Below are 14,483 nucleotides of genomic sequence, written 5' to 3'. Positions count from 1 at the left end.
GGCCATCCTGCACGCTGATCTCGACTCGTTCTACGCCTCGGTCGAGCAGCGGGACGATCCGTCCCTGCGCGGGCGGCCGGTGCTGGTCGGCGGCGGTGTCGTGTTGGCCGCCAGCTACGAGGCGAAGGCCTACGGCGTGCGCACCGCGATGGGTGGCCGGCAGGCATTGGCGCTGTGTCCGCACGCGATCGTGGTGCCACCCCGGATGGCGGCGTACTCCCAGGCCAGCGACGCCGTGTTCACGGTGTTCCGCGACACCTCGCCGGTCGTCGAGCCGCTCTCCATCGACGAGGCCTTCCTCGACGTGTCCGGGCTGCGCCGGGTCTCGGGCACCCCGGTGCAGATCGGGGCCCGGCTGCGCGAGCGGGTGCGCGACGAGGTCGGGTTGCCGATCACCGTCGGGATCGCGCGCACCAAGTTCCTGGCCAAGGTGGCCAGCCAGGAGGCCAAGCCCGACGGGCTGCTGTTGGTGCCGCCCGACCGCGAGCTGGCGTTCCTGCATCCTCTGCCGGTACGGCGGCTGTGGGGCGTCGGCGCCAAGACCGCCGACAAGCTGCGCGCGCACGGCATCGAGTCGGTCGCCGATGTCGCCGAGCTGAGCGAGGCCACCCTGGGGTCGCTGGTGGGCGGCGCGATGGGACGCCAGTTGTTCGCGTTGTCGCACAACATCGACCGTCGCCGTGTGGTGACCGGGCAGCGGAGACGATCGGTCGGCGCGCAGCGCGCGCTGGGCCGGGCGGGCAGCGCGATGTCGGCGGCCGAGGTCGACGCGGTGGTGGTGAATCTGGTCGACCGCATCACCCGCCGGATGCGTAAGGCGGGCCGGTCCGGACGCACGGTGGTGTTGCGGTTGCGGTTCGCCGACTTCGGGCGGGCCACCCGGTCGCACACCATGCCGACGGCCACGGCGTCGACGGACGCGATCCTGGGCGCCGCACGGCTGTTGGTGGACGGCGCACGCCCGTTGATCGCCGAGCGCGGGCTCACACTCGTCGGGTTCGCGGTGGGCAACATCGACCGGGACGGGGCGCAGCAGTTGGAGTTGCCGTTCGGTTCGGCTGTCGAGCCGGCTGATTCGCTGACCATCGACCTCGCCATCGACAAGGTGCGCGGACGCTACGGCAACGCCGCCTTGACCCGAGGCGTGCTCGTGGGTCGCGACCCGGGCATGGAGATGCCGATGCTGCCCGACTGAAACAACACCTTGACCTGAACTTCGGTTCAGGTTCTACGGTCCTGGCATGGCATCGAATCGTCTGGGGCAGTTCGGCTTCGCCATCGACGTGCGGGATGACGGCAGCCACGTGCACACGGCGTTGACCGTGGAGGGCCTCGGGTTCGGCACGCTGTGGATCAACGGCGGCCAGCTGGACCGCCTGGACCGGCTGACCGACCTGCTGACCGCGACCAACACCGTCTCCGTCGGATCGGCGATCATCCCGCCCGACAGGTACGGCCCCGCCGAAGTGGCACGATTGTTCGAGCGCGCGGAGACCGACGTACCCGGTCGGTTGATGATCGGCCTGGGCTCCTCACACCGACCGGACGCACTGGCATCGCTGGGCAGGTATGTCGATGCGCTGCACTGCGTGCCGCAAGGCCGAAGGTTGTTGGCCGCGTTCGGGCCTCATGCGCTGGCGATGGCACGACGTCGGTTTGCGGGAGCGATGCCGATGCTGTTCACCGCCGACCAGACTGGCCACGCCCGTGCGAGCATCGGCCCGGACCGGGCCCTGGCGGTAGGCCTGTACGTGGTGCTGGACGAGAACCCGGAAACCGCGCGGGCTACCGCCCGCCGACCCCTGGAGTTCCTGACCACGCTGCCGGGGTACCGAAAATCGCTCGCGCGGCAGGGCTTTTCGCACGCCGACATCACCGATGTCAGCGCTCACCTGGTCGACTCACTGATCGCCTGGGGCAGCCCCCGGCAAGCCCTCGACCACGCGAACCGGCTCCGCGCCGCGGGAGCCGATCACGTATGGCTGACCGTGCTCGGCGGCGACGGTCAACCGACCGGGCAGGCGGCGGCGCGCATGCTCGCAGCCGAGTTCGGCTAGCCGGAGCGGGTCCAGGCCAGCAGATCGTCGACGGGCCAGGTGTTGACGATGCGTTCGGCCTCCAGGCCGACGTCGAGTGCGCGCTGAGCGCCGTAGCCGAGGAACTCCAACTGTCCCGGCGCGTGCGAGTCGGTGTCGATGGAGAACACGCAGCCGACGTCCATTGCCAGCGTGAGCAGCCGGGTGGGCGGGTCCCGCCGTTCCGGCCGCGAGTTGATCTCGACGGCGGTGCCGGCCTCCCGGCACGCGGTGAACACCGCTTCGGCGTCGAACTTCGACTCCGGCCGCACTCCGCGACCACCGGTGACCAACCGACCGGTGCAGTGGCCGAGCACGTCGGTGTGGGGGTTGGTGACGGCCTTGATCATGCGTCGGGTCATCGCGGCGGCGTCCATGGCGAGCTTGGAGTGGACGCTGGCCACGACGACGTCGAGGCGCTCCAGCAGCTCGGGTTCCTGATCCAGCGCACCGTCTTCGAGGATGTCGACCTCGATACCGGTGAGAATCCGCATGGGAGCGACTATTTCGCGGATCTCGTCGATGACGTCGAGCTGTTCGCGCAGGCGCTCGGGGGACAGACCATTGGCCACCCGCAGCCGCGGCGAGTGGTCGGTGAGCGCACAGTACTCGTGGCCGAGGTCGCGGGCGGCCAGCATCATCTCCTCGATCGGCGCGGATCCGTCCGACCAGTTCGAATGCACGTGCAGATCCCCGCGCAGCGCGGCGCGGATGTCGCCGCCGCCGAGGTCCTGTGCGGCCTCCCGCAGTTCCACCAGCACGTCGGGTTCGCGACCGGCCCACGCCTGGGCGATGACCTTCGCGGTCTTGGGGCCCACCTTGGGCAGCGACTGCCAGCTGTTGGCCGCACCATGCTTCTCGCGCTGGGCGTCGGTGAGCGCTTCGACGACGTCAGCGGCGTTGCGGTAGGCCATCACCCGGCGCGGGTCATCCCGCGCGCGGTCCTTGTAATACGCGATCTGGCGTAGCGCGGCGACCGGGTCCATCCGTCCAGTGTGCCCCGACCGAGCACAGAAAATTCATGCCCGGACCCCCGAAACGCTCCCAGTCCTACGGCACCGTCGTCCGTACCGCCGCGGCTCTCGTCCAATTGCCCGACGACGGAACGGAATTGCATCGCTCGTGGCTACCGGACCCAACCACCCCAGCCGGGGTCGCGACCGGTCAGCGCGATCACCCGATCCAGCGCCGGCACGTCCTCGGCAACCGGCACCGGTGCGGCGAACAGACCCTCGATCGGCGCCTCCTCGGCGTACGACGACACGTGCGGCAGCAGAGCTTCGAGTTCCCGGTCGCCGACGTCGTAGGCGAGCCCCGCCGATCTGGCGACGTCCCAGCCGTGCACCACCACTTCGCACAACGCGATCATGCCGCCGACCTCGGCCGGGAAGTCGACACCGCCCGCCCGTGACATCCCCTGCCAGGCCGCCGGGTCCCGCCAGGCGGCGGCCAGTGCGGAGAGCCGGGACGGGTACACCTCCCGCCAGTCGGCCTCCGGGCCGTCGCCGAGCTGGGGCGGGGTGTCGGTCAGCGGTCCGAAGTCCTTACGCGCTGCGGCGCCGAAGGCCGGCGCCAGACCCCCGATGTGGGCGATCAGCGCACCCAGATCCATGTCGCGGCACGGAGTTGCGGCCCGCAACTGGCCGTCGCGCACCTGACTCAGAAGATCGGCGGTGCGGCCACACGCCTCGGTCATATCGATCATGTCCGTACCGACTGTCGGGCGGCACCGAACTCATCGGCCTACAGTCGGACGGGTGAGATTCGCGTTCAAGACGTCCCCGCAGAACACCACCTGGTCGGACATGCTGACGGTCTGGAAGGCTGCGGACGACATCGATGTCTTCGAGTCCGGCTGGACGTTCGACCACTTCTATCCGATCTTCTCGGACTCGACCGGGCCGTGTCTGGAAGGCTGGATCACGCTGACCGCCCTCGCCCAGGCGACCACCCGGTTGCGGGTCGGGGTCCTGGTCACCGGTATCCACTATCGCCACCCCGCGGTGCTTGCCAACATGGCCGCCGCCCTCGACATCGTGTCCGGCGGTCGCCTGGAGCTCGGCATCGGCGCCGGCTGGAACGAGGAGGAGTCCGGCGCGTACGGCATCGAGCTCGGCTCGATCAAGGACCGCTTCGACCGCTTCGAGGAGGCCTGCCAGGTGCTGCAGAGCCTGCTCTCGAAGGAGTCCACCACCTTCGACGGGAAGTTCTACCAACTCAAGGACGCACGTAACGAGCCGAAGGGCCCGCAGCAGCCCCATCCGCCGATCTGCATCGGGGGCAGCGGGGAGAAGCGGACCCTGCGGATCACCGCGAAGTACGCCGACCACTGGAATTTCGTCGGCGGCCCGCCGGAGGAGTTCGCCCGCAAGCGCGACGTACTGGCATCGCACTGCGCCGACATCGGCCGCGACCCGGCCGAGATCTCGCTATCGGCACACGTGCGGCTCGGCGCCGACCACGATTACGGCAAGGTGCTCGACGAGGTCGCTGCGCTCGGCGCCGAGGGCCTGGACCTCGCGATCATCTATCTGCCGCCGCCCTATGACGCCGCGGTGCTGGAGCCGCTGGCCGACCGGATCAGGACGTCAGGTCTCCGCGACAGCAAAACCGTCTGACGGTCACGGAACGATCACGATCAAGCAAACAACCAAGGCGGCGCCACGCGCCCAGCCCTGCCGGCTCGCGGGGTTCGCTACACGCCGTAGCGCGAGAGCTCGTCGGCGGTGATGAGGCGCTCCGCCTTGGCGGGGAACTCGCGACTCTTGACAGGGTGTCGGAACAATGTCCAGGCGATTCGACCCACCCGGGTCCGGGTAATCGGGTTTTGGTACATGGCGATTACTCCTGCGGTGTGCAATAGCTGAACCGGGAAGCCACGTTACCCCAGCCCCCTTACCGAGTCATTAGATACCTGACCGCCGGCAAACTGCCGGAGGCACGCCGATCAAAGATCGGATGTTTCTGGTGTGACTGAAGTGACCTAAGTGGCGATATTTGACCGTTCTGAGACGTCTCCATCACCGAATCTGCATCGCAATGTGCGGATAACGATTCCATGACGTTTACCGGCTTCGCCGGCACAGAGCTACCGCCCAAGGGCGGGTACCCGGGTCAGCGCAGCAGCGAGCGCGAATCACCACCCGCTGGATCTCGTTGGTCACCTCGTACATCTGGGCGATCTTGGCATCGCAGACCCCGCTCCCGAGGCTGATAACGTTCAGTAATGACCATTACGGAAATGCGCGGCGACCACGCTGATGGGAGCTCAGGCCAAGGCCGGCTTCAGCGCGAGAAGTTGCAGGCAGTGGCCGCCAGGCACTGTCCACCTGGCCCCACCGGGTAATCCCACCTTTCCCAGATCACCACCCCCGCGAGGTTGACTTCGCGGCACCTCCCGATCCCCGACACGGAAGGCCACCATGTCCGACACCGACCTGCGCGACTTCTACCGGCGTTATGTCGAGGCCGCCAACGCCCGGGAATTCGACCGCATGAACGAGTTCATCAATGATCAGACCGCACACTACGGCGAGCCTGGCACCCGCGACGCCGTCGTCGCGTCCCTCGAGGCCATCATCGATGCCGTGCCCGACTTCCACTGGCAGGTGACCGAATTGCTCATCACGGGCAACCGCCTGGCCGCGCGGCTGATCAATACCGGCACCCCGGTGAAGGAGTGGCTGGGCGTCGCGCCGACCGGCAGCTCCTTCGAGATCACCGAGTACGCCCTCTACGAAGTTCGGGACGGGCGGTTCGTACACATGTCGAACGTGCACGACGTGGACGAACTGCAGCGTCAGCTGGCCGCCTGAGGTATTCGCGGCCAAGCGCTCATCGGTGCTATCGGCTCTTCGCGCAAGCGCTCATCGCTGCGGCACCGCGGTGGGCTTGATCGGCGCCGGCAGCGCGGTGTTGCCCATCAGATAGCGGTCCACCGCGGCGGCGGCTGCGCGTCCCTCGGCGATCGCCCACACGATCAGCGACTGGCCGCGCCCCATGTCACCGGCCACGTACACCCCGGGGACCGAGGTGGCGAAGGCGTCGTCGCGGCCGACATTGCCGCGGTCGCTCATCTCCACCTGGAGGTCGGTCAGCAGACCTTCGCGCTCCGGTCCGGTGAAACCCATCGCCAGCAGCACCAGGTCGGCTTCCATCTCGAAGTCGCTGCCGTCGACCTTCTCGAACTTGCCGTCCTTCATCACGACCTCGTGGCCGCGCAGGCCCGTCACCCGGCCGTTCTCGCCGAGGAACTCCTCGGTGTTGACCGAGTAGACGCGCTCGCCGCCCTCCTCGTGCGCCGACGTGACCCGGTACATCAGCGGATAGGTCGGCCACGGGGTGGAATCCGCACGCGTCTCCGGCGGCCGCGGCATGATCTCGAACTGGTGCACGCTCACCGCGCCCTGCCGGTGCGAGGTACCGAGGCAGTCGGCCCCGGTGTCGCCGCCGCCGATGATGATGACCTTCTTGCCCTTGGCCGTGATCGGCGGCTGGCCCTCGGCGTCGATGACCGGATCGCCCAGCTGAACCCGGTTGGCCCACGGCAGGTACTCCATCGCCTGATGGATGCCGTCGAGTTCGCGTCCCGGGATCGGCAGGTCACGACGCGCGGTCGCACCGCCGGCCAGCACCACCGCGTCGAACTCCGAGCGCAGTTGTGCCGCAGTGATGTCCACGCCGACGTTCACCCCGGTGCGGAACTCGGTGCCCTCGGCGCGCATCTGGTCCAGGCGCCGGTCGATGTGCCGCTTCTCCATCTTGAACTCGGGGATGCCGTAGCGCAGCAGACCACCGATGCGGTCGTCGCGCTCGAACACCGTGACCTTGTGGCCGGCGCGCGTGAGCTGTTGGGCTGCAGCCAGTCCCGCGGGACCCGAGCCGACGACGGCGACGGTCTTGCCGGTCAGTTTGGTGGGCGGCAACGGGACCACCCATCCCTCGCGGAAGGCGTTGTCGATGATCTCGACCTCGACCTGCTTGATGGTGACCGGATCCTGGTTGATGCCGAGCACACACGAACCCTCACACGGCGCCGGACACAGCCTTCCGGTGAACTCCGGGAAGTTGTTGGTGGCGTGCAGCCGCTCGATCGCATCGCGCCACCGGTTGGTGCGCACCAGGTCGTTCCACTCCGGGATCAGGTTGCCCAGCGGGCATCCGTTGTGGCAGAACGGGATACCGCAGTCCATGCAGCGGCTGGCCTGCTCTTTGAGGGTGTCCTGGGAGAACTCCTCGTAGACCTCGTCCCAGTCCTTCAGGCGCAGGTCGACCGGGCGGCGCTTCGGCGTCTCGCGGTGGGTGAACTTCAGGAATCCGCGCGGGTCAGCCATTTGCGGCCGCCATGATCGCCTCGGCAATACCGTCCATGTCCGCTCCAGCCTCTTCCGCGTCCGCGATGGCCTGCAGCACGCGCTTGTAATCGCGCGGCATGACCTTCCTGAACTTGCCCAACTCGTTGTGCCAATCGGCCAGGATCCGCTGTCCCACCGCCGAATCGGTGGCATCCACGTGCGCCTGGACCATGTCGCGGACGAAGGTGGAGTCCTCGGACTCCACACCGCCCATGTCCTCGAGTGCGACCATCTCGGCGTTGAGATTGTCCTCCAGCACGCCTCGCGGGTCGTAGACGTAGGCGATACCGCCCGACATACCGGCCGCGAAGTTGCGGCCCGTGGGACCGAGGATGACCACCCGGCCACCGGTCATGTATTCGCAACCGTGGTCACCGACACCCTCGACCACCGCATGGGCGCCCGAGTTGCGGACCGCGAAGCGCTCGCCCACCTGGCCGCGCAGGAACAACTGGCCACTGGTGGCGCCGAACAGCACCACGTTGCCGGCGATGATGTTGTCCTCGGCCGGATAATCCGCGGGCGCGCCGTCGGACGGCCGCACCACGATCCGGCCGCCGGACAGCCCCTTGCCGACGTAGTCGTTGGCGTCACCGTAGACCCGCAGCGTGATGCCCTTGGGCACGAAGGCGCCGAAGCTGTTGCCCGCCGAACCCTCGAAGGTGATGTCGATGGTCCCGTCCGGAAGCCCTTGTCCGCCATAGGCCTTGGTGACCTCGTGGCCGAGCATGGTGCCGACGGTGCGGTTGACGTTGGCGATCGTCGTGGCGAACCTGACCGGCGTGCCGCGGTCCAGTGCCTCGCGGCACTGCACGATCAGCTGCTGGTCGAGCGCCTTGTCCAAGCCGTGGTCCTGCCGCGAGCTGCAGTACAGGTCCTGGTTCATGAACGCCGACTCCGGCTCATGCAGCACGGGCGACAGGTCCAGCTTGTGGGCCTTCCAGTGCTTGGCGGCCTGCGTGGTGTCCAGTGCGCCGACCTGACCCACCATCTCGTTGACGGTGCGGAAACCCAACTGGGCCATCAACTCCCGCACTTCCTCGGCGATGAAGAGGAAGAAGTTCTCGACGAACTCGGGTTTGCCGTTGAAGCGCTGGCGCAGCAGCGGGTTCTGCGTGGCCACGCCCACCGGGCAGGTGTCGAGGTGGCAGACCCGCATCATGATGCAGCCGGCCACCACCAGCGGCGCCGTCGCGAAGCCGAACTCTTCGGCGCCCAGCAGCGCCGCGACCACGACGTCGCGGCCGGTCTTGAGCTGGCCGTCGACCTGCACGACGATGCGGTCACGAAGTCCGTTGAGCAGCAACGTCTGCTGAGTCTCGGCCAGGCCGAGCTCCCAGGGTGCGCCCGCGTGCTTCATCGACGTCAGCGGGGTAGCCCCGGTGCCGCCGTCGTGGCCGGAGATCAGCACCACGTCGGCGTGGGCTTTGGAGACACCGGCCGCGACCGTGCCGACGCCGTTCTCCGACACCAGCTTCACGTGCACCCGCGCCTGCGGGTTGGCGTTCTTCAGGTCGTGGATCAGCTGCGCGAGATCCTCGATCGAGTAGATGTCGTGGTGCGGCGGCGGCGAGATCAGGCCGACCCCCGGCGTCGAGTGCCGCACGTCGGCCACCCACGGGTAGACCTTGTGCCCGGGCAGCTGCCCGCCTTCACCGGGCTTGGCGCCCTGGGCCATCTTGATCTGGATGTCGGTGCAGTTGGACAGGTAGTGGCTGGTCACGCCGAACCGTCCCGACGCCACCTGCTTGATCGCGCTGCGCCGCCAGTCGCCGTTCTCGTCACGGTCGAAGCGGTCGACGGACTCGCCGCCCTCACCCGAGTTCGACCGCCCGCCAAGGCGGTTCATCGCGATGGCGAGGGTCTCATGGGCCTCGGCGGAGATCGAGCCGTAGCTCATCGCGCCGGTGGAGAAGCGTTTGACGATCTCGGCGGCCGATTCGACCTCCTCCAGCGGCACCGGTGGCCGCTCGCCCGCGCGGAACTTGAGCAGTCCGCGCAGCGACGCCATCCGTTCGCTCTGGTCGTCGACGAGCTTGGTGTACTCCTTGAAGATCGAGTACTGCCCGGTGCGGGTCGAGTGCTGCAGCTTGAACACGGTGTCGGGGTTGAAGAGGTGGTACTCCCCTTCGCGGCGCCACTGGTACTCACCGCCGACCTCGAGCTCGCGGTGGGCCCATTCGTCGGGCCGGTCCAGGTATGCCAAGGCATGCCGGGCGGCGACGTCGTCGGCGATGTCGTCGAGGTCGATGCCGCCGACCGGACAGGACAGTCCGGTGAAGTAGTCGTCGAGCACCTTCTGGCTGATTCCGATGGCCTGGAACAGCTGCGCGCCGGTGTAGGACGCCAGCGTCGAGATGCCCATCTTGGACATCACCTTCAGCACGCCCTTGCCCGCGGCCTTGACGTAGTTGGCCTTCGCCTGGTCGCTGCTGATGCCGGTGATGACGCCGCGGTCGACCATGTCCTCGATCGACTCGAAGGCCATGTAGGGGTTGATCGCGGCGGCGCCGAAGCCGCACAGCGCGGCCATGTGGTGCACCTCGCGGGCGTCGCCGGCCTCGACGACGAGCCCGACCTGGGTGCGGGTGCGTTCGCGGACCAGGTGGTGGTGCACGGCCGAGACCGACAGCAGCGACGGGATCGGCGCCAGCTGTTCGTTGGACTCGCGGTCGGACAGCACGATGATCCGCGCCCCGTCGCGGATCGCGGCCGACACCTTGGCCCGCACATTGTCGAGGGCTTCCTTGAGGCCCTGCCCACCGCGGTTGACCGGGTACAGGCAGCGGATGACCGCGGCGCGCATGCCGTGCTTGTGGCCGCGGATCTCGTGGTCGGGATCGACACAGATCAGTTTGGACAGCTCGGCGTTGCGCAGGATCGGCTGCGGCAGCACGATCTGGCGGCACGACTCCGGGCCGGGGTTGAGCAGGTCGCCCTCGGGACCCATCGCACCCTGCAGGCTGGTGACCACCTCTTCACGGATGGCGTCCAGGGGCGGGTTGGTGACCTGGGCGAACAGCTGCTGGAAGTAGTCGTAGAGCATCCGCGGCCGCTTCGACAGCACCGCGATCGGAGTGTCGGTGCCCATCGAGCCCAGCGCCTCGGCTCCGGTGCGCGCCATCGGCGCGACCAGCAGGTTGAGTTCCTCGTAGGTGTAGCCGAAGATCTGCTGACGCAGCACCACGCGGTGGTGCGGCATCCGGACGTAGTCGCCCTGCGGCAACTCGTCGAGCTGGAACAGGCCCGCGTCGAGCCATTCCTGGTACGGGTGCTCGGCGGCGAGGTCGGCCTTGATCTCCTCGTCTTCGACGATGCGGCCCTGCGCGGTGTCGACGAGGAACATCCGGCCCGGCTGCAGGCGCATCTTCTTGACCACGGTGGACGGGTCGAGGTCGAGCACACCGGCCTCCGACGCCATCACGACCAGGCCGTCCTCGGTGACCCAGATGCGCGACGGGCGCAGGCCGTTGCGGTCCAGCACGGCGCCGATCACGGTGCCGTCGGTGAAGCAGACCGCGGCCGGGCCGTCCCACGGCTCCATCAGGGAGTCGTGGAACTCGTAGAAAGCTCTGCGGGCGGGATCCATCGACTCGGCCCGCTCCCAGGCCTCGGGGATCATCATCAGCACGGCGTGCGGAAGGCTGCGCCCACCCAGGTGCAGCAGCTCGAGCACCTCGTCGAAGCGCGCGGTGTCGGAGGCGCCAGGGGTGCAGATCGGGGTGACCTTGTCCAGATCCTGGCCGCCGAACAGGTCGGTCCGGATCAGCGCCTCGCGCGCCCGCATCCAGTTCTCGTTGCCCGTGACGGTGTTGATCTCGCCGTTGTGGGCGACGCGCCGGAACGGGTGGGCCAACGGCCATGACGGGAACGTGTTGGTCGAGAAGCGCGAGTGCACGATGCCCAGCGCGCTGGTCAGCCGCTCGTCCTGCAGGTCCAGGTAGAACGCCTTGAGCTGCGGCGTGGTCAGCATGCCCTTGTAGACGAACGTCTGGCCGGAAAGACTTGGGAAGTACACCGTTTCCCTGCCCGGTCCGTCCTGGCCGGGCCCTTTGGTGCCGAGCTCGTGTTCGGCCCGCTTGCGCACCACGAAGGCACGGCGTTCGAGGTCCATCCCGCTGGCCCCGCCCAGGAACAGCTGCCGGAACGTCGGCATCGCGTCGCGGGCCAGCGCGCCCAGTGAGGAGTCGTCGGTGGGCACGTCGCGCCACCCGAGCACCTGCAGGCCCTCGGCCTCGGCGATCTTCTCGACCGCGGCGCACGCGGTCGCGGCGTCCTTGGACGACTGGGGCAGGAACGCGATGCCCGTCGCGTAGTGGCCAGGTTCGGGAAGCTCGAAGTCCACGACGGCGCGGAAGAACTCGTCCGGGACCTGCAGCATGATGCCGGCGCCGTCGCCGGTGTTGGGCTCGGCGCCCTGGGCCCCGCGGTGCTCGAGGTTCAGCAGCGCGGTGATCGCCTTGTCGACGATGTCGCGGCTGCGGCGACCGTGGATGTCGGCCACCATCGCCACGCCACACGCATCGTGTTCGAACGCCGGGTTGTACAGCCCTTGACGACTGGGAGCCATTCCCACCTACCTCTATGAGCACGCTTCTCGGCGGAGAGTTACGGACGGCAACCGTGGACGAGAGCGTTAGCCGGTTATGCGATGGGGGCGCCTTCGTGCAGCACTGAACGACGGCCCTTTTTCCCATGCGCCACAAGTGCTCAAAACGATATGACAAAGGGCCCCTGACATGCCAACTTAGCCCTACCTAACAAAGTTCGCCGGCGCCCGCGGCGCGGAAATCAGCCGATTCACAGGTAACAGGTGAATAACATTGCTGCGCGGCCATTTTCGTGAGCGCCGAGGCCGGATCGCCGCAGTGCGGGCTGGGTCACATTCCCGCCGCCGGTCCGACCGTCATTTGCTGAATCCGCCATCAATAGGCTTCTGTACTGCGACGATGTGCGCTGGCGGCTTTGCACGCATCGATTCCGGATTCTTAGGAAACTTTTGCTTTTGCCACGACCGGGCGCCCTCCGGCCGGCAAACCCGGCGCGGACGCCGGTGTCCGGTCGCCCCGGCACACACAGCGCGCGGAAGTGGCTGCCTGGCAACGTCTCTCGTGCGGGGCCTCGGACGGCGCCGAGGACCGCCGTGCTCGCCGGATACCCCATGGGGGTACACGGCGGGAAAGTGGTCGGCAAGCTGCTGAAATGCCCTATCCGCTGAACACCCCGCTCGGTCGCTTCGGCGTGCAGACGGCCGAGGAGTCCCCAGACCGCTGCGTGGCGTCCATTCCGGTCGCCGGCCTGGTCAACCCGCTGACCGGCGCCCCGACCACCGCTCCGCTGGCGATGCTCGTCGACCACGTGGGCGGGTTGATCAACCACGCCCGGCGGGGCTCGCGGGAGTGGACGGTGTCGAGCGAACTGTCCCTGGAGGTCGTCGCCGAGGCGATCGAGGTGATCGCGGCCGCGCCCGGACACGACGTGGTCGCGGTGTCCCGGCCGCTGGGCCGCAAGGGCCGGGTGGCGCTGGGCACCTGTGACCTGAGCGTCGGCGCCGAGTTGGTCGCCACCGCGACCGTCCGCTCGTTCTACATCACGGCGCCAGACTCCCTCGTCGACTGGCCGAACCAACCCGCAGGCACGTTGCCCGGCACCCGTCTCGACCAGTTGATGGCCGTACACGTCGGCGAATCAGGCGGTGCGGCAACAGTTCTGGTGCAGGACGACGATCCGGTGCTGAACAACAGCGTCGGCGCCGTGCACGGCGGGGTGTCGTCGATGGGGCTGGAGTTGGCCGCCAACGCCGCCGTCAACGACCGGGGCGGCGCCGCTGCGCAGGACGGGTTCCGGACGGCGTCGTTGCGGGTGAACTTCCTGCGCCCTTTCCACGGCGGCGGCGACGCGCACTACCGGGCCGACGCCACCCATACGGGTCGCAGCAGCGCGGTGGCCGAGGCCCGGGCGGTGGGGCGCGACGGCAGAACCGCGATCACGGCACGGCTGACCGCCTACCGCTGAGCGCGGCCGCCGCAGCACACAGTGCCGCCGGGGCGCCGTCCGTCCGTGCGGGACGGGACGCTCCCGGCGGCAGCTGCGGTCGCTACGAGTTCTTCTTGGCCTTCGACGCGGCGCTCTTCTCGGTCTTGGCGCCTTCGGTGACCAGTTGCCCACCCGAGTTCTCCAGATGCGCACGCACGAACCACTGGAACTTCTCCAGTTCCGCGGCATGCCCGATCAGCATGTCCTCAGACACCGGGTCGAGCTCCCCGACCCGTTCGATGCTCTTGCGGGTGTCCTCGATGACGCCGGTGTAGACGAGGTCGAGGGCCGCCAGGTGGGCCTGCACGGTGTCCCTGTTGACCGAGTAGTCGTCCCAGGTGCGGTCCTTGATGATCGCCCCGGGTGTGCCCAACGGGGCGGTGCCCAGTGCCGCGATCCGCTCGGCCGCCTCGTCGGCGTATCCGCGGACCAGCTCCACCTGCGGGTCGATCATCTCGTGGACGCCGATGAAGTTGGGCCCCACCACATTCCAGTGCACGTGCTTGAGTGTGAGGTGCAGGTCGTTGTACCTGCTGAGCGCCTTCTGCAGCAGCTCGGCGACTTCGGCCCCCTGCTTCTCGCTGAGGCCGGGAACGGTGAACGCAGTCATTGCTTGCTCCTTCGCACGATCGACTGTCCCGCCCCGTGTACCCGGGTGGGTTGGCAGGTAATCACCGGTGACGCGGGGGTCACAGATCGGCGAGATGCGGAATCGACAGCCGTGGCCCGAACCTCGGCTTGAACGCCAGCCCGCTGACCTCCAGCAACCGCACCACCCGGTGCCGGTGCGGCCGCAGTGGTTCGAGCAGCTCGACCATCTGCGGGTCGTCGATCGGATGCCCCAGCAGGGTCCAGCCGACCACCTTGGCCAGGTGATAGTCGCCGACCGAGAGCGCGTCGGCGTCTCCGAACGCGCGCTGCGCCGTCTCGGCCGCGGTCCAGACGCCGACGCCCGGCAACGACATCATGGCGGTCCGGGCAGCCTCGGCCGGCCGGCCCACGAGCCGTTCGAGGGCGT

Annotated in this window: 10 protein-coding genes and 1 pseudogene; 5 read left to right on the top strand and 6 right to left on the bottom strand. The window is 68.3% G+C overall.

Features of this window, described 5'->3' with window-relative positions:
- Window positions 1-1,195, top strand: a 1,195-nt coding sequence (gene dinB / locus MVA01S_RS23320; protein ID WP_060941711.1) for a DNA polymerase IV, incomplete at its 5' end; no start/stop codon positions are given.
- Between the two features lie 46 nt (window positions 1,196-1,241).
- Window positions 1,242-2,057, top strand: coding sequence for a TIGR03620 family F420-dependent LLM class oxidoreductase (locus MVA01S_RS23315; RefSeq protein WP_003931333.1), 816 nt, complete (start codon window positions 1,242-1,244; stop codon window positions 2,055-2,057).
- On the opposite strand, the gene MVA01S_RS23310 is transcribed toward MVA01S_RS23315, so the two are convergent.
- Both MVA01S_RS23310 and MVA01S_RS23305 read right to left on the bottom strand, forming a co-directional pair.
- The gene (locus tag MVA01S_RS23310) at window positions 2,054-3,061 is read right to left on the bottom strand and encodes a PHP domain-containing protein (RefSeq protein ID WP_003931334.1); all 1,008 of its coding nucleotides are present in this window, start codon (window positions 3,059-3,061) and stop codon (window positions 2,054-2,056) included. The two genes, MVA01S_RS23315 and MVA01S_RS23310, sit on opposite strands and share 4 nt — an antisense overlap.
- Before the next feature lie 140 nt (window positions 3,062-3,201).
- Window positions 3,202-3,780, bottom strand: coding sequence for a TIGR03086 family metal-binding protein (locus MVA01S_RS23305; protein ID WP_003931335.1), 579 nt, complete (start codon window positions 3,778-3,780; stop codon window positions 3,202-3,204).
- 52 nt (window positions 3,781-3,832) lie between these two features.
- On the opposite strand from MVA01S_RS23305, the gene MVA01S_RS23300 reads away from it, so the two are divergent.
- Window positions 3,833-4,693: an LLM class F420-dependent oxidoreductase gene (locus tag MVA01S_RS23300; protein ID WP_003931336.1), complete on the top strand. Its 861-nt coding sequence runs from the start codon at window positions 3,833-3,835 to the stop codon at window positions 4,691-4,693.
- Window positions 4,694-5,497: 804 nt separating this feature from the next.
- Window positions 5,498-5,890 (top strand): ester cyclase, encoded by a 393-nt coding sequence (locus MVA01S_RS23295; RefSeq protein ID WP_003931338.1) that lies wholly within the window; start codon window positions 5,498-5,500, stop codon window positions 5,888-5,890.
- A 51-nt stretch (window positions 5,891-5,941) separates the two neighbouring features.
- Here MVA01S_RS23295 and MVA01S_RS23290 read toward each other — a convergent pair whose 3' ends face one another.
- Together MVA01S_RS23290 and gltB are read right to left on the bottom strand one after the other, a co-directional pair.
- A complete protein-coding gene (locus MVA01S_RS23290; protein WP_003931339.1) occupies window positions 5,942-7,408 on the bottom strand; it encodes a glutamate synthase subunit beta in 1,467 nt (488 codons plus the stop codon).
- Window positions 7,401-11,999, bottom strand: a complete 4,599-nt coding sequence (gltB, locus tag MVA01S_RS23285) for a glutamate synthase large subunit (protein WP_003931340.1) — start codon at window positions 11,997-11,999, stop codon at window positions 7,401-7,403. Before gltB ends, MVA01S_RS23290 begins: the two co-directional genes overlap by 8 nt.
- 632 nt (window positions 12,000-12,631) lie before the next feature.
- On the opposite strand from gltB, the gene MVA01S_RS23280 reads away from it, so the two are divergent.
- Entirely contained in the window at window positions 12,632-13,444 is an 813-nt protein-coding gene (locus MVA01S_RS23280) for a PaaI family thioesterase (protein WP_003931341.1), read from the top strand.
- A gap of 82 nt (window positions 13,445-13,526) precedes the next feature.
- Here MVA01S_RS23280 and MVA01S_RS23275 read toward each other — a convergent pair whose 3' ends face one another.
- Both MVA01S_RS23275 and MVA01S_RS23270 read right to left on the bottom strand, forming a co-directional pair.
- Window positions 13,527-14,075: a Dps family protein gene (locus MVA01S_RS23275; protein WP_003931342.1), complete on the bottom strand. Its 549-nt coding sequence runs from the start codon at window positions 14,073-14,075 to the stop codon at window positions 13,527-13,529.
- A 79-nt stretch (window positions 14,076-14,154) separates the two neighbouring features.
- Window positions 14,155-14,483 (bottom strand): annotated as a pseudogene (locus MVA01S_RS23270) (DNA-3-methyladenine glycosylase 2 family protein); the annotation flags it as partial.

Source organism: Mycolicibacterium vaccae NBRC 14118 = CIP 105934 (assembly GCF_001552715.1).
GTDB classification, from domain to species: Bacteria; Actinomycetota; Actinomycetes; order Mycobacteriales; family Mycobacteriaceae; genus Mycobacterium; species Mycobacterium vaccae.
Note: the sequence above shows the minus strand (reverse complement) of the source record. Positions and strands in the feature narration are given on the sequence as shown.